The 21431-nt window shown below is 49.2% G+C and carries 21 protein-coding genes; 3 read left to right on the top strand and 18 right to left on the bottom strand.

What is annotated here, in order from left to right:
• Nucleotides 1–373: 373 nt before the first annotated feature.
• The 9 genes from G434_RS22045 to hicA form a co-directional block, all read right to left on the bottom strand.
• Nucleotides 374–1183 carry a CatB-related O-acetyltransferase gene (locus G434_RS22045; protein WP_000867994.1) on the bottom strand — a complete coding sequence of 270 codons (810 nt, stop codon included), beginning with the start codon at nt 1181–1183 and terminating at the stop codon, nt 374–376.
• Nucleotides 1184–1405: 222 nt separating this feature from the next.
• A complete protein-coding gene (gene patD / locus G434_RS22050; RefSeq protein WP_001163915.1) occupies nt 1406–2830 on the bottom strand; it encodes an aminobutyraldehyde dehydrogenase in 1425 nt (474 codons plus the stop codon).
• Between the two features lie 21 nt (nt 2831–2851).
• A complete protein-coding gene (locus tag G434_RS22055; protein ID WP_000555479.1) occupies nt 2852–3646 on the bottom strand; it encodes an ABC transporter permease in 795 nt (264 codons plus the stop codon).
• A complete protein-coding gene (locus G434_RS22060; protein ID WP_001251335.1) occupies nt 3636–4577 on the bottom strand; it encodes an ABC transporter permease in 942 nt (313 codons plus the stop codon). The genes G434_RS22055 and G434_RS22060 overlap by 11 nt, the downstream gene beginning before the upstream one ends.
• Nucleotides 4578–5591, bottom strand: a complete 1014-nt coding sequence (locus G434_RS22065) for an ABC transporter ATP-binding protein (protein WP_000220413.1) — start codon at nt 5589–5591, stop codon at nt 4578–4580. It lies immediately after the preceding gene.
• 17 nt (nt 5592–5608) lie between these two features.
• Nucleotides 5609–6754: a putative ABC transporter substrate-binding protein YdcS gene (ydcS, locus tag G434_RS22070; protein WP_000047447.1), complete on the bottom strand. Its 1146-nt coding sequence runs from the start codon at nt 6752–6754 to the stop codon at nt 5609–5611.
• Between the two features lie 244 nt (nt 6755–6998).
• Nucleotides 6999–8405, bottom strand: a complete 1407-nt coding sequence (locus G434_RS22075) for an aminotransferase-like domain-containing protein (RefSeq protein WP_000760613.1) — start codon at nt 8403–8405, stop codon at nt 6999–7001.
• A 78-nt stretch (nt 8406–8483) separates the two neighbouring features.
• Nucleotides 8484–8900, bottom strand: coding sequence for a type II toxin-antitoxin system antitoxin HicB (hicB, locus tag G434_RS22080; protein WP_076611057.1), 417 nt, complete (start codon nt 8898–8900; stop codon nt 8484–8486).
• 45 nt (nt 8901–8945) lie between these two features.
• Nucleotides 8946–9122, bottom strand: a complete 177-nt coding sequence (hicA, locus tag G434_RS22085) for a type II toxin-antitoxin system mRNA interferase toxin HicA (RefSeq protein WP_000813797.1) — start codon at nt 9120–9122, stop codon at nt 8946–8948.
• 221 nt (nt 9123–9343) lie between these two features.
• Between hicA and G434_RS22090 the strand changes: the two genes are divergently transcribed.
• Nucleotides 9344–9574, top strand: coding sequence for a YncJ family protein (locus tag G434_RS22090; protein WP_000494244.1), 231 nt, complete (start codon nt 9344–9346; stop codon nt 9572–9574).
• Nucleotides 9575–9665: 91 nt separating this feature from the next.
• On the opposite strand, the gene rlhA is transcribed toward G434_RS22090, so the two are convergent.
• Nucleotides 9666–11627, bottom strand: coding sequence for a 23S rRNA 5-hydroxycytidine C2501 synthase (gene rlhA / locus G434_RS22095; protein WP_001309488.1), 1962 nt, complete (start codon nt 11625–11627; stop codon nt 9666–9668).
• Between the two features lie 72 nt (nt 11628–11699).
• The gene (gene sutR / locus G434_RS22100) at nt 11700–12236 is read right to left on the bottom strand and encodes a DNA-binding transcriptional regulator SutR (RefSeq protein WP_000429161.1); all 537 of its coding nucleotides are present in this window, start codon (nt 12234–12236) and stop codon (nt 11700–11702) included.
• Between the two features lie 52 nt (nt 12237–12288).
• Here sutR and ydcO point away from each other — a divergent pair, with 52 nt between their 5' ends.
• On the top strand, nt 12289–13500 hold the full coding sequence (ydcO, locus tag G434_RS22105; protein WP_001323162.1) for a BenE family transporter YdcO: 1212 nt from the start codon (nt 12289–12291) through the stop codon (nt 13498–13500).
• Nucleotides 13501–13534: 34 nt separating this feature from the next.
• Here ydcO and G434_RS22110 read toward each other — a convergent pair whose 3' ends face one another.
• The 3 genes from G434_RS22110 to tehA all read right to left on the bottom strand — a co-directional run bounded on the left by G434_RS22110 (nt 13535) and on the right by tehA (nt 16087).
• A complete protein-coding gene (locus G434_RS22110; protein ID WP_001261034.1) occupies nt 13535–14203 on the bottom strand; it encodes a DUF3313 domain-containing protein in 669 nt (222 codons plus the stop codon).
• Nucleotides 14204–14504: 301 nt separating this feature from the next.
• Entirely contained in the window at nt 14505–15098 is a 594-nt protein-coding gene (tehB, locus tag G434_RS22115) for a tellurite resistance methyltransferase TehB (protein ID WP_000586739.1), read from the bottom strand.
• The gene (gene tehA / locus G434_RS22120) at nt 15095–16087 is read right to left on the bottom strand and encodes a dicarboxylate transporter/tellurite-resistance protein TehA (RefSeq protein WP_001376850.1); all 993 of its coding nucleotides are present in this window, start codon (nt 16085–16087) and stop codon (nt 15095–15097) included. Before tehA ends, tehB begins: the two co-directional genes overlap by 4 nt.
• A gap of 123 nt (nt 16088–16210) precedes the next feature.
• Between tehA and ydcK the strand changes: the two genes are divergently transcribed.
• Nucleotides 16211–17191, top strand: coding sequence for a YdcK family protein (ydcK, locus tag G434_RS22125; protein ID WP_001234057.1), 981 nt, complete (start codon nt 16211–16213; stop codon nt 17189–17191).
• Here ydcK and rimL read toward each other — a convergent pair.
• From rimL to G434_RS22145, 4 genes are all read right to left on the bottom strand, one after another.
• Nucleotides 17183–17722 (bottom strand): 50S ribosomal protein L7/L12-serine acetyltransferase, encoded by a 540-nt coding sequence (rimL, locus tag G434_RS22130; protein WP_001309486.1) that lies wholly within the window; start codon nt 17720–17722, stop codon nt 17183–17185. The genes ydcK and rimL overlap by 9 nt on opposite strands.
• A gap of 62 nt (nt 17723–17784) precedes the next feature.
• Nucleotides 17785–18009, bottom strand: coding sequence for an HP1242/YdcH family protein (locus G434_RS22135; protein WP_001296778.1), 225 nt, complete (start codon nt 18007–18009; stop codon nt 17785–17787).
• 139 nt (nt 18010–18148) lie between these two features.
• Complete coding sequence (opgD, locus tag G434_RS22140) at nt 18149–19804, bottom strand: glucan biosynthesis protein OpgD (RefSeq protein ID WP_000375956.1); 1656 nt, start codon at nt 19802–19804, stop codon at nt 18149–18151.
• Between the two features lie 224 nt (nt 19805–20028).
• A complete protein-coding gene (locus G434_RS22145) occupies nt 20029–21372 on the bottom strand; it encodes a 2-oxoadipate dioxygenase/decarboxylase HglS (protein WP_000013811.1) in 1344 nt (447 codons plus the stop codon).
• Between the last annotated feature and the right edge of the window lie 59 nt (nt 21373–21431).

The raw sequence follows: 21431 nt of genomic DNA, 5'->3' as shown, positions 1-21431 counted from the left end.
TAGCTGAACAGGAGGGACAGCTGATAGAAACAGAAGCCACTGGAGCACCTCAAAAACACCATCATACACTAAATCAGTAAGTTGGCAGCATCACCCTACATTGAAATAAGTAGAAAACATCCCCCTCCTGTCGTCTATACAGACAGCTTACTGATTCAAAGGGAACCTTGTTTTCACATTTTTCTATCATCAATACTTTAGACGCGCGGGAGTCTATAAATGCTTTATACTTTCAGGGAATAAAGTAAATATAAAAAGATGGCGTAAAGTATATGCATGGCAGGATGATTGCAACCTCCTTGATGACGCTGTCCCATTGAAATTGCAAACCCCGAACTGGTTATCTTGCCCATTTATCATGCAGAACAGATAATTATAGGTCTCTAAATATCTCAGAAAGATTGAATTTTTTATAGTCCATCTCTTGAATATTTCCATTTGATATCAATCGATTCATCTCTTCAACAAAATAATTTATATCATCACATTTGTTATTATCCGGAAGATCTGAGTAATTATAATTCCACCACTTTATTCTCAACAATTCATCAATAACATTTGAATCAAATCTAAATCTGATTATTTTTGCAGGAACTCCTGCAACTATGGCATATGGGGGCACATCTTTGGTAACAACGGAATTGGCAGCAATAACAGCACCATCACCTATTGCGATGCCACCTTTCAGTACAACATCATTTCCTATCCAGACATCATTTCCTATAATCGGATTTTCAGGTTTGGTAATGAATGGTTTCAATGTCCAGCTACGTTCAAACTCACTCTTAGCAAACTTATCAAATTCACCGTTATAAGTCATCATGTGAGTAGTAAAACGATTCAAAGGATGATTTCCTCCCATTATTTTTACATTTGATGCAATACTACAAAATCGACCTATATGTATATTCCCTGTAAAATGACAGGTCGGGAATGAAAAAGCGCCGACACTGGAGAAATTTTTTACAGGCATTGTTGAATATTCTTCAGCAATAACATTATCTTCAATTGTTATCTTGTCACCTTTTGAGAAAAGAAATAAATTTCTTTCTTTATACGACTTCTTCCCCTTATGATTTAAAAAGATTTTATTATCCATACAAAACTCAAAGTGTTTTTTCGTCCACCTGAAGGTAAGGGTTTTATTTTTATCTTCCGTGAATTTATACAATTGAACTTTCATTGTTAATACTTCTACTTATAAATTATTAGGTTAATAACGATACTCTAAAGCCTTATGCGAATCAACTATGACAGGATGAAAAATCACCAACATACATTTAGATCATAATAACTGCCTAATTTTTCCGCTAGTTATTAATGTAATCATTCTGATACTTAATCACCATTACACTCAGAACCTAAAACGATAGTGGCCGCCCTATAACAGCCACTAACATTTAACTTAATGTTTAACCATGACGTGGCGGACGACGGTGTAATCCTCCAGCCCATAAAGTGACATATCCTTGCCGTAACCAGAAAGTTTCTGCCCACCGTGCGGCATTTCACTTACCAGCATGAAATGGGTATTGACCCAGGTACAACCATATTGTAGCCGTGCGCTGACGCGATGCGCCCTGCCCACATCTTTCGTCCATACCGAGGATGCAAGTCCGTACTGGCTGTCATTTGCCCAGTTTACCACCTGTTCTTCATTGTCAAAGAGCGTAACACTCACTACCGGACCAAATACCTCTTTTTGCACGATGGCATCGTCCTGTAATGCGCCAGCCAGTAGCGTCGGCGCATAGTAATAGCCATTACCCTTGCGCTTTTCACCGCCAGTGATCACTTTGATGTGCCCTGTCGCTTTCGCCTCTTCTACTGCTTTGCTGACGCGATCGAGATGCGCCAGTGAGCTTAAAGGTCCAAGCTCCGTAGACTCGTCATCCGGCGCACCAGATTTTAACGTTGCCACTGCAGCACCGAGTTTTTCCACCAGCGTATCGTAAATACCTTTTTGCGCGTAGATCCGACAAGCCGCAGTACAATCCTGTCCGGCATTGTAATAGCCAAAAGTACGTACACCTTCGACCACCGCTTCAATATCCGCATCATCAAAAACTATCACTGGCGCTTTGCCTCCAAGTTCCATATGAGTAAGCTTTATGGACGGCGCGGTATGGCTGATGATGTGTTCCCCAGTGGCGATAGAGCCCGTCAGTGACACCATCCGTACTTTGGGATGTCCGGTCAGCGGATCGCCCACCGTTTTGCCTCTGCCAAACAGCACGTTAATCACGCCAGCTGGGAAGATATCTTTCGCCAGCTCTGCCAACTTCAACGCTGTCAGCGGGGTAATTTCTGATGGTTTGAGCACTACGCAATTCCCTGCCGCCAGCGCCGGAGCCAGTTTCCACGCAGCCATCATCAGCGGATAATTCCACGGTGCGATCGAAGCCACGACCCCCAACGGATCGCGACGGATCATCGAAGTATGACCTTCAAGATATTCACCTGCCGCCAGACCATTCAGGCAGCGAGCTGCTCCGGCGAAAAAGCGAAAGACATCGACAATCGCCGGAATTTCATCATTGAACGCACTATGCAGCGGTTTGCCACAGTTACGGGACTCCAGTTCGGCAAAAACTTGACCATTTTCTTCGATTACATCCGCCAGTTTCAGCAGGCATTCCGCACGCGCTTTCGGCGTGGTTTGCCCCCATTCGGCAAATGCTGCATCTGCTGCACGAACAGCGGCATCGACCTGCTCTGCAGATGCCTCGGCAATCTCCAGTAAAACTTCCCCCGTTGCCGGATTATAGACAGGCTGTTTCTCCCCTTCGCCGCTAACCAGTTCTCCGTTAATCAGTAACTTATGTTGCATAGCATATTCCTGTATCAGTGGTTATTGACCATTGTCGCCTTCGCGGGTTAGCCACCAGGCTCCCAGGATCGGCAAGGTTGTTACCAACATAACCAGCAGTGCCACCACGTTGGTTACCGGTACATCACGCGGTCGCCCAAGCTGATTGAGCAACCACAACGGTAACGTTCGTTCATGACCTGCCGTAAAGGTCGTCACGATGATTTCATCGAACGACAAGGCAAACGCCAGCATTCCTCCTGCCAGTAGCGCCGAACTGAGATTCGGCAACACTACGTAGCGGAAGGTTTGCCAGCCATTGGCCCCAAGATCCATTGACGCCTCAACCAGACTGCACGAGGTGCGGCGAAAACGGGCGATGACATTGTTAAACACCACCACTACGCAAAAAGTCGCATGACCGACCACGATGGTGAAAAATCCCGGCTCCAGATCGATGGTTTTAAAGGCGGTTAATAGCGCCAGACCAGTGACAATACCCGGCAGCGCAATGGGCAGCAGCAGTAACAGCGAAATGGCGTTTTTGCCGAAAAAGTCTCGTCGCCACAGCGCGGCAGCGGCCAGCGTCCCTAACACCAGCGCAATTAATGTCGCCAGCACCGCCACTTTAAGTGACAGTGTCACAGCCTCAAGAATATCACTGCGCTGTGCTGCCACGCTAAACCAGCGCAGCGTCAGGCCTTGCGGTGGAAAACTAAACGCCGCATCTTCAGTGTTAAACGCATAGGCGGCGATAATCAGAATGGGAAAATGTAGGAAAACCACGCCGCCCCAGGCCGCCAGTTTGAGGAAAAACGGTGCGCGTTCAGAGTGCATCGAACGCTCCCAGACGTTTCACGAACGCCAGGTACAGTGCGATGAGAACAATCGGCACCAGGGTGAATGCCGCCGCCATCGGCATATTGCCAATCGCTCCCTGCTGGGAATAAACCATATTGCCGATAAAATATCCTGGAGGGCCAACCAGCTGCGGGACGATAAAATCGCCCAGTGTGAGTGAAAAGGTAAAGATAGAGCCAGCGGCAATACCCGGGATTGCCAGCGGCAGTACCACATAGCGAAAGGTTTGCCGTGGACGTGCGCCAAGATCAGCCGACGCCTGCAACAATGACGGCGGCAAACGCTCAAGCGCCGCCTGCACGGGCAGGATCATGAACGGCAGCCAGATATAGAGAAACACCAGAAAGCGCCCCAGCCCGGAAGTTGACAGCGTGTTACCGCCCACCGCTGGTAATGTAAGGAACGCTGTCAGCAGTGGTTCCAGCCCCAGATGTTGTAAAAACCACTGCGCCACACCATCTTTCGCCAGCAATAACGTCCAGGCATAGGCTTTAACAATGTAGCTCGCCCACATCGGCAACATTACCGCGATATAAAAAAACGCTTTCATTTTCCCGCTGGTATAGCGCGCCATATACCACGCCATTGGAAAAGCCAGAATGGCGCTGGCGATAGTGACTGCCACAGCCATAATCAGCGTGCGGAGAATGATGTCGTAATTCGCCGGATTAAACAGCGCACGGATATTCGCCAGCGTCAGTTCCGGCGTTACCGACATGGTGAAATCGTCAAAAGTATAAAAGCCCTGCCATAACAGCGTTAGCAGCGAGCCGAAATAGACAATGCCAAACCACATTAGCGGGCCAAGCAGCAACAAAAACAGCCCCAGTCCTGGTTTTCGCCAGAAAAAGCCGGATATCTTTCCAACTCCTGGACGTGAAGGTGATTGCAATACGTTCATCGCCATTCACCTCTCCTCAACCAGCGGCACCATCACATCACGCGACCAGGAAACCATCACTTGTTGTCCGGGCGTGAGCGTGGCAGGCAGTTCTTCGCCTGTCATATTGGCCTGACTCACAAGCAGTTTTTCACCGCCGTTCAGTCTCAGTTCAAAACGAGTTGCCGCGCCCTGATATTGCACCGCCTGGATCGTGCCATTGGCCTGCAGTTCACCAGGGGTGTTGAGGCGGATATGTTCCGGTCGCAGGGCGAAGCTTCCCGTCATGCCACAAAGTTTCTCTGCCATCAGTCCATCAAAAACATTCGATGTACCAACGAACCCGGCAACAAACGGCGTGCGCGGGCGCATATAGAGATCGCGCGGGGAATCGACCTGCTCAATGCGTCCATTATTGAAAACCGCCACACGATCGGACATCGATAACGCTTCGCCCTGATCGTGGGTAACGAAGATAAAAGTGATACCGAGAGATTGTTGCAGTTTTTTCAGTTCCAGCTGCATCTGCTCACGCAATTTGAGATCCAGTGCGCCGAGCGGTTCATCCAACAGCAATACGCGCGGTTCATTCACCAATGCTCTGGCGATAGCAACCCGCTGGCGCTGACCACCAGAAAGTTGTGACGGTTTACGTTGCTGTACAAACCCCAACGCCACTTTCTCCAGCGCCTCTTGCGCCATTGCGTGCCGCTGCTTTTTATTCACGCCTTTGACCATCAGCCCATAGGCGACATTGTCAAGAATCGACATATGCGGAAATAGCGCGTAGTCCTGGAAGACAGTATTCACGTCCCGCTCCCACGGTGGCAGATTGCTGGCGGGTTTACCAAAGATAGAGATAGCCCCGCCAGAAAGCTGTTCGAAGCCAGCAATCAGGCGCAGGCAGGTAGTTTTGCCGGAGCCGGACGGCCCCAGCATAGAGAAGAACTCACCATCTTTTATCGCAATACTGACGCCATCTACTGCGCGCACGTCACCGTACAACCGCGAGACGTTGTCAAACTCCACTGCGTACGTCATAAAGCACCCCAGCGAAGTTAGCGACCGCCCATAATGGCAATGTAATCCTGCGTCCAGCGACTGTAGGGAACAAACTTGCCCCCTTCTGCTATAGGCGTTTTCCAGAAGGCGATTTTATCGAAATAGTTAAAACCGTTGGTTTCACAACCTTTTTCGCCTAATAACGGACTGGCTTTACACCCTTCCGGCACTACCGGTAACGAGCCAAACCAGGCCGCCACATCGCCCTGCACTTTTGGCGTTAATGACCAGTTCATCCATTTGTAGGCGCAAACCGGATGTTTCGCTTCACTATGTAGCATGGTGGTGTCAGCCCAACCGGTAACGCCCTCTTTCGGGAATACGGTCGCGACAGGCTGGCCTTCGGCTTTCAGGGCGTTGGCCTGATAGGGCCAGGCACTGGAAGCAACCACACCCTCGTTTTTGAAATCGCTCATTTGCACGGTAGTGTCATGCCAGTAGCGATGGATCAAACTATGTTGATCGCGCAGCACTTTCAACACCGCCTGATACTGTTCTTCGGTGAGTTGATACGGATCGCTGATGCCCAACTGCGGCTGAGTGGCTTTAACGAACAACGCAGCGTCCGCAATGTAGATAGGGCCATCATAAGCCTGAACGCGGCCTTTATTGCTCTTGCCGTCCGGCAGATTCTGCTCAACAAAAACCACTTGCCAGCTATCCGGCGGCGTCGGGAAGGTTTTAGTGTTGTACATCAGCAGGTTCGGCCCCCATTGGTAAGGTGTGCCGTAAACTTTGCCGCCAACGTTAAACCAGTCGCCTTTAACCACGCGCGGATCGAGCGCTTTCCAGTTGGGAATCAAGGCGGTATTAATCGGCTGCACGCGTTTGCCCATAATCAGGCGCAGCGAGGCATCGCCGGATGCCGTAACCAGATCGTAACCCCCTTTGGCCATCAGACTGACCATTTCATCGGAAGTCGCGGCGGTTTTAACATTCACCGCGCAGCCTGTCTCTTTTTCGAATTGCGTTACCCAGTCGTATTGTTTATCAGTTTGTCCGCGTTCGATGTATCCCGGCCAGGCGATAATATCCAGTCGCCCTTCCGGTTTATCTAAATTGGTAGGTGGTTCGGCGGCGTGAGCGGTCATTATTGTCATGGTGAGCGCACACAGGCTGCTGCGGGCAAATGTCTTGCTCATAAAGTCTTACTCCTGTCGTAATTAATTGTTCAGCCGCCGTGCCGTAAAAATATCTCCTTGTTTAACCATAGACGGCGGCTAGCAGGCACACCTTCGCCCCTGAGAAAATTTAATCAGGTTGTGAGCTACCGCGCATTATGCCGTCTGTAAGGTTATCTTCTGGAGTATAGACAAGGAGTTAGGAAATATGACTGCTATTCGAAATTCATATTACCCAACCTGAGAGGAATTTAATTAAACGCTATTACAGCCGTTCTTGAATAAGTTTGCCTAATTGTTTAACCGCCTGTTCTTCACGTTCTCCCCACTGCCACGCGGTATTAAAACGGAAAAAACGTGACCAGTTTTCACCGGTAGAAAACATTTTACCCGGCGCAATACTGATATGATGCGTCAGTGCCGCCAGGCTTAATTCGCCCGCATCTAACGGCGCGGGGAGTTCCAGCCAGAGAAAATAACCGCTGTCATTATGATGAATTTTCACTTCCGCAGGCAGATAACGCAGCAGTGCCTGCCAGGCACGTTGTTTACGCTCCGCAAGCTGGCGACGCAAGCGACGAAGATGGGCGTCGTATCGGCGCGTGGAAAGGTAATCCACCAGCGCAAGCTGCATCGGTGAGCTGGTGGAAAGCGTACTCATCAACTGCAAGCGTTGAATTTTACGTGCATGTTTTCCGGCGGCGACCCAACCAATACGAAAACCAGGCACCAGACATTTCGAAAACGAAGAGCAATGCAAAACACCATCGTGGTGATCCCACGCTTTCGCAGGCAGCGGTTTTTCCCGTCCAAAATAAAGTTCGCTGTAAACGTCATCTTCAATCAGCGTTACGTTGTACTGATTGAGCAACGCTACCAGCCGCGCTTTTTTCTGCGGCGTTAAGGTAAATCCGAGTGGATTCTGGCTATTAGTCATCAGCCAGCACGCTTTCACCGGATACTCCTGCAACGCCAGTTCCAGCGCCTTGAGATCAATCCCTTCTTTAACGTCCGTCGCCACCGATAACGCCTTCAGCCGTAACCGCTCCAGCGCCTGCAACGCGCCGTAGAAACAAGGATTCTCAACTATCACCCAATCGCCCGGTTCAGTGACCGCTTGTAAACTGAGGTTTAATGCCTCTAACGCCCCGGCGGTAATGACAATTTCATCAGGAGAAATAGTGATGCCCTGTAAGGCATAGCGACGAGCAATAGCCTGACGCAGTTCTGCGTTTCCTGGCGGTAAGTTTTCAATCACGCTCATCGCCGTGGCGGTTTTGCTTACCTGCGCCAGCGAGCGGTTTAGTTGTTGGAGGGGGAAAAGTCGCGGGTCGGGAAAGGCCGAGGCAAACGGAACTACCGACGGATCGCGACTGGCCTGCAACATATCAAAAATATAGGTGTTGATATCGACTGCTTCATCTCGTGTGACTGGAATGACTGGCGCTTTCGGCATTTTTATTGCCTGTGGCGCAACGTAATAACCCGACTGCGGTCGCGCGATAATATATCCCTGACTTTCGAGCAACTGATAGGCATGGCTGACAGTCATAAAGCTCATGCCAGAAAGCGCCACCTGGTCACGCAACGAAGGCAAACGATCGCCAGGTTGCCAGATACCCGACGCAATCTGCTCGCGTAATTGTTCTGCAAGCTGCTGGTATTTTTTCATTATCGAATCGTAATTATGTGCAGATGATTCGGCAGTCTATATCAGTTGTTAAAAATGACAACTTTTCGTTAACTGTAATTAAACCATCACCAGCGATAACTCTTTGCCAAGCGCCTTTGCCGCGAGCTGGACGGCGTCGATTTTTGTCGCATGGTGCAAATTAAATAGGCGAGTAATCTCCTGTTTAGGTTTGCCAATTCGTCTGGCTAACTCTTGCTGAGTGATTTCTGACTGTAAAAAAGCATTTAACAGCAATACTTTAGAGGCGATACTTAAAGGCACTTCAATAAAGTGATCGTTGTTAGTTAATGGCGAAGGCAACGGGATTAGCTCATTATCTTCAAAATAAAAATCAAATGCGGTCAGTAAAGCATCTTTTGCCGCTTCCATCGCTTCAGCAACTGTTTCGCCCTGGGTCAACGCTTCAGGGATATCCACAAAAGAAACCATATAACCGCCTTCCGGCGCGGGTGTAAGAGTGACGGGATAACGCATAATTTCGACTGTCTCTCGCATGTCATTAACCTTTTTAATTGGCGATTAACTCAAACCGAGTTGCTTCAGGATTGCTTTACGCAATGGTTCTTTTATCTCATCACTGGGGTGACGCGGCATGACACTGCGTCGCCCTTGAAACCTGAGTTTCAAATGGTTGCTGCCATTCGCCACATCGACGCCCTGAGATTCGAGCCAACGTCTGAACTCGCTTTGTTTCACATCGCCTCCCTGCCGCTGAGTATATCAACAAAGTAAACATTAGTGTTTACCTATGTGTGTAATTTGCTCGAAAATAGCACTAAATCGCCGCAACGGCAGAATGCAATGCAAAATCAGGAAGGAAGATTCCATAATTTCTTTGCGCTAATTTGCAAAACTGAATAATAACCTCAAGAAACGATCGGCATCATAGCGGCAAAAGGTAAGAAAAAGGTGGCAGGATGTTTACGAAGGCGTTATCGGTTGTCTTATTAACGTGTGCGCTGTTCTCAGGACAACTCATGGCAGGGCACAAAGGACATGAATTTGTGTGGGTAAAGAATGTGGATCATCAGCTGCGTCATGAAGCGGACAGCGATGAATTGCGTGCTGTGGCGGAAGAGTCGGCGGAAGGTTTGCGCGAGCATTTTTACTGGCAAAAATCGCGCAAACCAGAAGCGGGACAACGTTGAGTCATTTATTGCCGGATGCGGCGTGACGCCTTACCCGGCCAACAATATCATGCAGATTCAATAAGTTGTGAGTAACCAGAAAACTGGCGTTTTACCCTTTTCGCTTCGGCAATGTTTTCAGCAGCTCATCCGGACTTACGGAGGCGACAACACTTCCCGGTAACGGCATTTTCAGAATGTGATTTTTAATTTTGCCGATGACGTGCATCTCGCATGGGCGGCAATCAAACTTTAGCGTTAATACTTCATCGCCGTTAACCAGTTGCATTGGCGTCGCCTTCCAGCTTTTGATATTGCCTTTCGCCTGTTTCGGGCACAGATTAAAGGCAAAGCGCAGACAATGCTTAGTGATCATCACCGGGACTTCGCCCTTCTCTTCATGTGCCTCATACGCCGCGTCAATCAGCTGCACACCGTAGCGATGATAAAATTCACGCGCTTTCTGGTTGTATACGTTCGCGAGGAAACTCAGATGCGTTTGCGGATAAATCGGCGCAGGATCAGCAACCGGTTTACGGCTGCCCCGCTGGTAACCGGCAAGACGTGCAGCATCCAGCATGTCGGCGGCTTCACGGCGGAACTGGTTTAACAGACTGTTTGGTACAAACAGCGCACCCGGCAAATTAATTTGCACATCGCGGGCGTAATAGATGGTTTGCCCCAGTTTTGCCAGACCATCCTTTAGATTGTTCATTGCTTTTTCGGCGTTATTGGCTTCGTCGAACTGCCCGTCCAGCGTATGCGTGATGCTGACACCCTCTTCACTGGTGAGGGTCAGAATCAGTTGTTCCTGCCAGCCGCCCAGTTCAATGTCTACCGCCACCCGACGTTCGCTGGAGGTTTTTGTCAGTGCCTGCTGCCAGTTATGATCAAGATTACGGTTTAGTGGGTGATGCGGGCGAATTTTGTGCAACTCTGCTGGCATTTCATTGGGCCAGACGCGGTACTGATTTTCTCCGGTTTTCTCGACCGTATTGGCACGAAAGCCGACGACTTCACGTTTAATCATCACGTTCAGGCCATCGCCATTTGCCAGTGGTTCGGAAACGGCAACATCGAGATGATCTTTCGCCACTTTCAATACTTCACCCACCGGCAGGCCGATAAATTTCGGCGAATCGAACGCGCCAATATCGCCTTTACGGGCATTCACAAAATAATCTGTGCTACCACGGTGGAAAGTCTTTTCCGTCGATGGAACAAAGAAATGTTCAGTACGACCTGATGAAGCACGCGTCAGATCGACACGTTCTTCAATAATGGCATCCAGCATCTGGCGATAATGGGCGGTGATATTCTTCACGTAGCTCATATCTTTGTAACGCCCTTCAATCTTGAAGGAGCGTACGCCAGCATCAATCAGCGCGCCGAGGTTGGCAGTCTGATCGTTATCTTTCATCGACAGCAGATGTTTTTCATAGGAAACCACCCGCCCCTGATCGTCTTTCAATGTGTATGGCAAACGGCATGCCTGCGAGCAATCGCCACGGTTGGCGCTACGCCCTGTTTGCGCATGAGAAATATAGCACTGACCCGAATAGGCCACGCACAGTGCCCCATGAATAAAGAATTCAATGGTCGCGTCCGTGGCCTGGTGAATCGCGCGGATCTGCTCAAGATTCAGCTCTCGCGCCAGCACAATCTGCGTGAAGCCAACATCAGAGAGGAACTTCGCTTTTTCTACTGTGCGAATATCGCACTGCGTACTGGCGTGCAGTTCAATCGGCGGAATATCAAGTTCCAGAATCCCCATATCCTGAACAATCAGCGCGTCGACGCCGGTCTGGTAGAGGTCAGTAATCAGCCGTTGCGCGGGTTCCAGCTCATCATCATGCAAAATTGTGTTAAGCGTGACGAAAATTTTTGCACCATAACGATGGGCAAACGGCACCAGCTCGGCAATATCTTTCAGGCTATTACTGGCATTATGACGGGCACCAAAACCAGGGCCGCCGATATAAACAGCATCGGCACCGTGCAAAATAGCTTCGCGGGCAATGGCGGCATCGCGTGCCGGACTTAACAGTTCAAGACGATGAGAAGATACGGTCACTTTCTTATCCAGTAGCTGAAAAATGGCGGCTATTTTAGCCACAAGCGCGACGTTGCGAAATAGTTTTCCCGCTTAACTGCGCGGGTAATGGATGAGTGAATGAAAATGTACGGTTTGCTCCCCTCCATTACGATAGACATGCGTGACGTCTGCAGCAAATCGAGCGCCTTCTCCACAATTAAGGCTCTGCCATTCACCATCAACGCACAGATCAAGTTGTCCATCAATGACGACGACATGTTCGATTACCCCCTTTTCATGGGGCGTCGATTCGCTTATTGCACCGGGTGCCATCTGAATCGAGAAGTGTTCAAAGCAGAGTTGTGGATCATAAGGAAACAGCGAAGTGATCACCATCGCCTGCCGTTGTGGATCATAAACTGAAGGCGTAGCGGACTGCGGCGGAGAAATAAATGTTGAAAATGGCACGTTCAACCCGGTGGCAATTTTCCATAATGTCGCGACCGTCGGGCTGGATTCATTACGCTCAATCTGCCCTAACATCGCTTTAGAAACGCCCGTCGCTTCTGCCAGTCGCGAAAGACTCCAGCCGCGCTGCTGACGTAGTTGTTTAAGTGTGGTGGATAAAAAGCGAGCGAGATTTTCCATGCGACTCCTCCGGCAAAACGGAAGTTTATCACTTGTGCGTTATAACGGACAAATGCTACGGTACCTGTACGTTATAACGCACGAGGTGACTATGCGTCTGTTTTCTATTCCTCCACCCACGCTACTGGCGGGGTTTCTGGCGGTATTAATTGGCTACGCCAGTTCAGCGGCAATAATCTGGCAAGCAGCGATTGTCGCCGGAGCCACCACTGCACAAATCTCTGGCTGGATGACGGCGCTGGGGCTGGCAATGGGCGTCAGTACGCTGGCTCTGACATTATGGTATCGCGTACCTGTTCTCACCGCATGGTCAACGCCTGGCGCGGCTTTGTTGGTCACCGGATTACAGGGATTAACACTTAACGAAGCCATCGGCGTTTTTATTGTCACCAACGCGTTAATAGTCCTCTGCGGCATAACGGGACTCTTTGCTCGTCTGATGCGCATTATTCCGCACTCGCTTGCGGCGGCAATGCTTGCCGGGATTTTATTACGCTTTGGTTTACAGGCGTTTGCCAGTCTGGATGGTCAATTTACGTTGTGTGGCAGTATGTTGCTGGTATGGCTGGCAACCAGGGCCGTTGCGCCGCGCTATGCGGTAATTGCCGCGATGATTATTGGGATCGTGATCGTTATGGCGCAAGGTGACGTTGTCACAAATGATGTTGTCTTTAACCCCGTTCTCCCCACTTATATTACCCCTGATTTTTCGTTTGCTCACAGTCTGAGCGTTGCACTCCCCCTTTTTCTGGTGACGATGGCATCGCAAAACGCACCGGGTATCGCAGCAATGAAAGCTGCCGGGTATTCGGCTCCTGTTTCGCCGTTGATTGTGTTTACTGGATTGCTGGCGCTTGTTTTTTCCCCTTTCGGCGTTTATTCCGTCGGTATTGCGGCAATCACCGCGGCTATTTGTCAAAGCCCGGAAGCGCATCCGGATAAAGATCAACGTTGGCTGGCAGCTGCCGTTGCAGGCATTTTTTATTTGCTCGCAGGTCTTTTTGGTAGTGCTATTACCGGGATGATGGCTGCCCTGCCCGTAAGTTGGATCCAGATGCTGGCAGGTCTGGCGCTGTTGAGTACCATTGGCGGCAGTTTGTATCAGGCGCTGCATAATGAGCGTGAGCGCGACGCGGCGGTGGTGGCATTTCTGGTAACGGCAAGTGGATTGACGCTGGTCGGGATTGGTTCTGCGTTCTGGGGATTAATTGCCGGAGGCGTTTGTTACGTGGTGTTGAATTTAATCGCTCACAGAAACCGATAATAAAAAGCGCCATCTTACGATGGCGCAGCTGGAATTACTTTTTGTTAACGTCAAACATAGTGGCATCGGTCGCCATGTCATCAATAACTTGTTTAATATTTTCGAAAGCCATTGGCGTACTTTCGTTATTCAGGTCTTTACCTTCGCCCTGACGAACGACTTTGATAACCGGTTTATTAGTAGCTGCATCAATCAGCTCACCTTCAAAATAGAGGCGAGTATCCATGGTACGGTGGCCCGTCGCCATTTGCGTCCCCGCGACCACTAATGCGACAGGAACCACTTCATAGAATTGCAGCCCTTCTTTGCTGGTATCAACACCGGTAATGGCCCCACGGAAAATCAGACTACGCGGCCCAGCGGTGGTAACCAGTGGTTTACGCTGCGCAATCGCTTCTTTCATTTCGGTGTTGGTATAACTCAAAATTTTATCCAGAACTTTCTGCCCTACCTGGGTAGATGGTTTCGGTACCGGATAATAAGTGACTGGGTTCCAGACGATGCTGTCATATTTGCTTTGATCAAAACTCGGGTCTACCCAACGTAAAACAGGTTTACCTGTTGCTGAGGTTGTTTCTTTTAAATCAGAGTAATTGTTTAAAAAACCAGAATATTTATCTGGCTGGGTGATTTTAGAGGCACAACCAGACAGAGCCAACAAGCCGCATAAAGCTGCAACTTTCGCAATTGATGTGGTACGCATGAATAGTTTCCTGAGATGATTATATTACTTTCTAAGTTATAGCAAAAAGCGCCGCTTCGTGTTGTGGCAAAAAAAGTGTTGGTGAAAATAAATTTTTCAGCCCCTTTTCAGACGACATAGTCAATGCCGAAAAAGGGGCTAAGTCAATCATCAGTAGTTAAATTTCAGTAAGTTAAGCTGCTAAAAAACTTCGACTACTGTGATTAATTTCACATCCATTCGATAAAAATTATGCTTACCGAAAAGAAGAACAGTAAACCATCTCAGCGGGGGAATTATCACGCGCCTTGTTCTTAGCGGGTCATTTTTTACGTGCCAGCATCGTGGCGAAACGCAGTTTAATACGATTACCGTTGGCGTCGGTGCGGTGCAGCTCGCCGACGTCTTCATTGTATTTCACCATCTCCCAGCCTTCGTAATATCGACGTAATTCTCCCTCTTTGAAGGCAAACGGGAAGCCGACGGTACATGGATAATCAGCGGTATCCATCGCCGCCACAATCAGGTTGTAACCGCCAGGTTTAGTGCAACGTTGCATATTGGCAATCAGCCCTGGGATGGTTTTAGCCTCAAGGAACATCAGCACCACAGTCGAAAGAATAAAATCGTATTGCCCATCAAACGTAAGGTTATTCAGATCAACGACCCGAGTGTGTAAATTATCCAGATTTTCAATGGATTTAATGCGCTCGACGTTGGCGATACTCATGGCATTTTTATCCCATGCGTCAACTTCATAACCATTGGCTGCCAGGTAAAGACTGTTACGACCATTGCCACAGCCCAGATCCAGCGTTTTACCGGGTTTAACCACTTTCACCGCTTCCAGTACTTCAGAGTGTGTGCGGGTTAATTCATACTTATCAGTAAAATAGTTTTCGTCACGAATGATCATTCTTTGTCCTCAGCTTTCATTAAAACGGCGCGCTCGGTTCTGATTAACAATTTCCCCTGCATCAGAAGCGCGAAAGTACGGATGAGCAGTATTGCAATTATAAAATTGGTAAAGATAAACAGCGGCACCGCCAGCGTATGGAAAAATCCATTATCGCTGCCACTCCCCAGATGCAAACCGGTGGTTGCCAGTGCAGATACGCCGAACGAGAAACTCCAGAATGAAGCATTAAATGGCTGGGAGAGATACCATGGCATCAGACGTAGCATAAACAGCAGTTGCAGCAGCCCATAACCGAAAAGCATTTTCGCCAGCGTGTCACCCTCGCCGCCGTTGACGCTCAGCCAGGCACTACAGGCCACCAGCGCAGGAGCGAGCTGAATGCCGAGTGATGTCCGCAGCGCCGTGGGTAATTCTCCCGAACTGCGCAGTCGCTGCAAGATCACCGGTTCCAGGCTTAACCATGAGAAAACGCCTGCGCCTAAAAACACCAGACCGGCGTCGGTGTAGCCCAATGCACCACAGGCCATTGCGCTGATAAAGTTGTTGGCAACTGTCGGCAGATACAGTCCAGGCGTGGTAGCTTCTTCAGGATGAGATCCGCGCCATAATCCCGCAGTTTGCCAGGCGGCATAAGCCAACTGAACCACGACACCAAAACTGAACAGGCACACCGCCAGTGGGCGAAACCACGGAACAAAACCAATCGCCACCAGCATCGTCGTTGCCGGAAACAAACTCACAAAACTGCTCATCACTGGATGGCGAACTTCCGCCAGCACGCTATGCGGAAAGCGTATGAGTCGGGTAATAAATGCGCTAGTCAATAATCCCCAGATGATCATCGCCAGAATCACTAGCCCATCCCCTAACCAGTGGCTGACCTGCCAAACCTGGCTGGCATAGCGCCAGGCAAATCCCATCCCTATCGTCCCCAACACAATACCAAAGTAGCCTGCCGGCAAATTGAGCACTTTATCGCTCTGCATCTTCTTACTCATTTTGTTTAATTTATAAAGTATATTTGAAATGCATTTTATGGAATTTTCTCGAGCATAGCCAGAGCCGCAGAATTTGCTACGGTTATAGTAAGTCACCTGTGGGAAAACGCTATGCGCAAATATCGTCTAAGTGAAGAACAGCGAGCCTTTAGTTATCAGGAAGATGGCACTAAAAAAAATGTGTTATTACGGCAGATTATCGCCATTAGCGATTTTAACGATGTGATAGCAGGAACCGCTGGCGGCTGGATCGATCGCGAAACGGTGTTAGCACAGGAAGGAAATTGCTGGATTTACGACCAGAATGCTATTGCGTTCGGCGGAACGGTGATTTCCGGTAATACGCGTATCACCGGCACCAGCGTGCTGTGGGGAGAGGTTTACGCAACGGATAACGTCTGGATCGATAATAGTGAAATCAGCCAGGGTGCATATATAAGTGACAGTGTCACCATTCATGACTCATTAGTTTACGGGCAATGTAGAATATTTGGTCACGCCTTAATTGATCAACATTCTATGATCGTCGCCGCACAAGGCTTAACGCCCGACCATCAACTCCTGCTCCAAATTTATGATCGCGCAAGGGTTAGCGCCTCGCGTATTGTCCACCAGGCACAAATTTATGGCGATGCCGTCGTCCGGTATGCTTTTATTGAACATCGCGCCGAAGTTTTTGATTTTGCCAGCGTTGAAGGTAATGAAGAGAACAACGTCTGGCTATGCGATTGCGCTAAAGTCTACGGTCACGCGCAGGTGAAAGCTGGCATAGAAGAAGATGCCATTCCGACGATTCATTACAGTTCGCAGGTGGCGGAATATGCCATTGTGGAAGGTAATTGTGTGTTAAAACATCATGTCTTGATTGGCGGAAATGCCGTGGTATGTGGCGGACCGATTCTGCTCGACGAGCACGTTGTCATACAAGGTGAGAGCCGTATTACAGGTGCGGTGATAATTGAAAACCATGTGGAGTTAACCGACCACGCCGTCGTTGAAGCCTTTGATGGCGACACGGTTCATGTCCGTGGTCCAAAAGTCATTAACGGCGAGGAACGCATTACTCGAACGCCACTGGCAGGGTTATTGTGAATCGATAATAAGCGCGTATAAGTTCACATCATCATAGGCATCATTCAGGAACTCAGCCTGTTTCAGGCAACCTTCAAGGATAAAACCATTACGCAAAGCGACCTGGTTGCTTTGCGCATTGTCCACCCGACATTTGATCACGAAGCGTCTAAGTTCACCAGACTGGGCGTAATGATGAATCAATGCCTGCAGCGCCTGAGAAATGATCCCCTGCCCCTGATGAGATTCGTCCAGCCAGTAGCCGATTTCAGCGGTTTTATTCAGTGGTTCAATACGATTAAACGAGATAACGCCGATAAGTTCATCTTCTTTGAAAATCATGAACATTTTGGCATATCCGCGTTGATGCAACATTACATTGCCCTGCACCGTTTTTCGCGTGTCCTCTTCACTTTGAACAAACTGCGGCCAGTTTAGCGACTGCTGTAACCAGGTTTTATTTTTACAGATTAACTGATAAAGAGGAGTGACGTGATTTTCTGCAACAGCATGTAATTCAAGTGATTCGCTTACTTTTATCGTTTCAGTCATCTTATCTCCAGTCAATCCATGCAGTTGTTAAAAAAGCCGCCTGGCTGGCGGCTTAGGAAAGTTTACACCTCTTTGACGCTCTCCTGCTGCAGGATTTTGAGCATCTCATCTTTTAACTGTAACTTTTGTTTTTTCATGCGGACCACTTCCGCATTGTACCCTCGACCGTCGGAACCTTCCTTTCTGGCAATTTCATGATCAAGTTTATTGTGTTTATCGAACAAGGACATAAAGCGAGGATTTTCGTTTTTCAGACGGGATATTAAATCTCGGTATTCTGGAAACATACGCACTCCCTGTTAGTGGCTGACAAGGTGTATCTGAAATACACACTATCAGATTACTCATTTAACTTAGGGAAAAATGCGAGCGGGATCGTGTTTAACCAGACGGCACCTCCCGAAGAAGGTGCCGAAGAAAAAACGATTAACTCATCACGCGGTCGTCAACATACTGACGTTTATCCGGCGCTGGCGGGAAATACTGATACAGCCATGTTTCACTGATAGCGTCGCCCTGACAACGCAGATACATCCGCATATCGACCGGATCAGTGGAGTCCGAAGTCGGATACCAGTCAAACTGAATACGATAACCATCAATGGGTTCAATATAGAGAATTTCGATTTGCTTCGCTTCCCCACTGGAAAGCGTAATCACCGGCTCAATGCCTTTTGGCGCGGCAGCTTTCAGATCACCACCAACGAAATCGACGGCAAAACGACGCGCCCATTTTTCGGGATAGTGTTCACCTGGCGCCCAACCTTCCGGGAAACCACCCATGCCGGTACGCGTCGCCATAACGCGCGCTAATGGGCAATGAACAGGCGGTTGCGCACTCCAGTACAGACGATACTGGAATGCAAACTCATCACCCGCTTTTACAGCTTTTTCTGGCTGCCAGAAGCAGACAATGTTATCCAGCGTTTCACCCGTAGTTGGGATTTCCATCAGGCCGATGGTGCCCTTACCCCACTTGTTACGCGGCTCCACCCACAGACTTGGGCGTTTGTTATACCAGCCCATAATGTCCTGATAATGGGAGAAATCACGATCCAGTTGCAATAAACCAAACCCTTTCGGGTTGTTGTCGGTGTAAGCATTGAACTGCAATTTTTGTGGATTGTTCAGCGGACGACAAATCCACTCGCCGTTACCCCGCCACATGGACAAACGATCAGAGTCATGGATTTGCGGATGAATGGTGTCGCACATCCGACGTTCATTAGTACCGCAGCTGAACATACTGGTCATCGGCGCAATGCCCAGCTGTTTAATGTCTTTGCGCGCATACAGGTGATTTTCCACATCCATAATCACCTGACTTTTCTCGCAATGGATAGTGAACTTATAGGCACCAGTAATGCTGGCGCTATCGAGCAACGCATAAACGGTAAAGGTGGTTGCCCCCGGTTTTACCGTATCAAACCAGAAGGCGGTAAAGTCGGGGAACTCTTCTTTACTGTCGGTGTAAGTGTCGATCGCCAGGCCGCGAGCCGACAAACCGTATTGATATGTATCATCAACCGCGCGGAAATAACTCGCGCCGAGGAATGATACGACATCACGGCGCGCCAGTTCGGGGGCTTTAAACACGCGAAAACCGGCAAAACCGAGATCACTTTGCCCTTCTAATTGTTTGGTATCAACACCCGCATCGTTGTATTTGAACAACTCCGGGCGAAAGTGAATTTCACGCGCCAGATGTGTTGCTGGATCTACAGAAAACATACGAACGCGGCGACGGAATCCCATTCCCATATGGAAGAACTGAGCGTCCAGTTGACGGTTCTCAACGTTATGCCAGAGCGATTTTTCGGCGTCGTATTGAATACTGTTATAAGCCTGCGGCGTCATTGTCGCCAGAGTGTCAGGTAACGGACGCGGCGCACCACGCCACGCTGTTTGCGCTAAGTCGTGCGCCATTGACTGTAGAATGGAGAAGTCAAAACGTTGGGTTTGCCCGTCGGCAATATCAGAATCTGCCGCGAATGCCGCCTGAGAAAAAAGAGAAGCAATGCCGCTGGTACCGCACACGGCGGCCATAGCCATTGAACCTTTAATAAATCGTCTACGATCCATACCTGAAAGTGAGTCCTTCTGGTGTTGTGAATGGTCCCGCGCTGGTCGTTTTCAGCGGCAAGAAAGTGCTTATTTATGACCGCTCACTCTAGACAATATTTATTAATAATCCAATTGTTGAACTGAGAGAATATGCATAAATCGGCAATTTTTTTATGTCGATGGGATGAGCCTGATTCGTTTGTAAAATCAGGCAAATTTTTGCAAAGGCGGATGGTCAGAATTTAAAGCAAACCACAGCGACGTTTACTGCGTTCTTCCGCTTCCTGATAAAGCTGGAACTCATCCAAAACCGGACAACCCAACGCCTGCTCAAATGCCTCGCGACTGGCATTACCGTGATTGCGTGCCTGCGTTTCATTACCCAGATTTGACTGGAAGATCCCCGCCGCGCTAACGGGCAAGAAATCTTCATAGGTAATGGGTTGCGCCACTACCCAACCACGTTCAATTAAGGGCTGTGGATCGTCTCCGGGATGAATCGCCTGACGATGCGCCTCACCTGAAGGCGTCAGACGGTACCGGAACCATGCCAACCCTTGCTGACGCATTAAAAACTCACTGTCAGGAAAAGTGCGGAAGGTTTCCTGTAAATGCATTTGGTGAGTGAGATTATCCTGCCCGGTTCCAGCGTTACGCAGAAGATCATCATACAGTTGTCGCCCTTTCGGCGTTAATGCCACACCACGCTGCTCTATTTCACCAAAGCGCGCGGTATGCGTACCCTGTTTCTGCCCTGCAAACAACACCGTCTCTTCCAGTGCTTTAAAGCTGGTCTGGCGTAGTAAAATAGGTACCTCGCGGCGCGGCGGCCCTTCGATCAGAATTTTGGGTTCAATCCCGCATTCAGGCATCATCGACTGCACCCGGTCAATATCCAGCGTACGTGGCGTCAGGTGGTTGATATGGCATCCAGGAAAACAGACCACATCAGCAATCAACCGATGTTCGTTGTGCAAGGCGCGATAGGTTTCTTCATCTACCGTTGCTGACTGGTGCCAACGAAACGTTTCCAGGGCTTCCTGCACAAACTCCTGTGCCTGTGTTTCGTTAAAACCGCGCCGCTGCTCATATTCCTCTAACAGTTGTCGACAACGTGGGGTGAAGATATCGCGCTGACGCAGAATCTCCGCCGCTTTCTGGCGCAAAATTTCGTTCTCGATAAGCTCAAGGCGGAGTAATGAAGTAAAAACGCGGAAGGGATTACGCGCCAGAGAAGCATCATCAATGGGCCGAAATGCTGTCGAATGTACCGGCACCCCCGCCTGCGAGAGATCGTAATAGCTCACCGGGTACATCCCCATAATGGCAAACATCCGCCGAAGAGTAGCAAGCTCTTGTGCAGTCCCAACACGAATCGCCCCATGACGTTCAACATTAAGTCGCGCCAGCTCGTCTGCATTTACCATTTTTTCGTGCAGTTGAGGATTGTTTTCCAGCACAGCCAGATTCACATCAGCTACCAGTTCCAGCAGCGTGCCGTACTGCGGAACTTCTTGCTGGTACATGGCTGACATTGCCTGCGAAAACTGTTCCCGAATCTCATCCGCCGTGATGCTGTTCGCCATAGTGTCTGCCTCCAGTGGTCAGTAATCTGGAGTGTAGGTAACCGCATTCACTCCGGCGG

It is taken from the genome of Escherichia sp. KTE172 (assembly GCF_000408845.1).
GTDB classification, from domain to species: domain Bacteria; phylum Pseudomonadota; class Gammaproteobacteria; order Enterobacterales; family Enterobacteriaceae; genus Escherichia; species Escherichia coli.
This window is presented reverse-complemented; position numbering and strand designations above follow the sequence as displayed.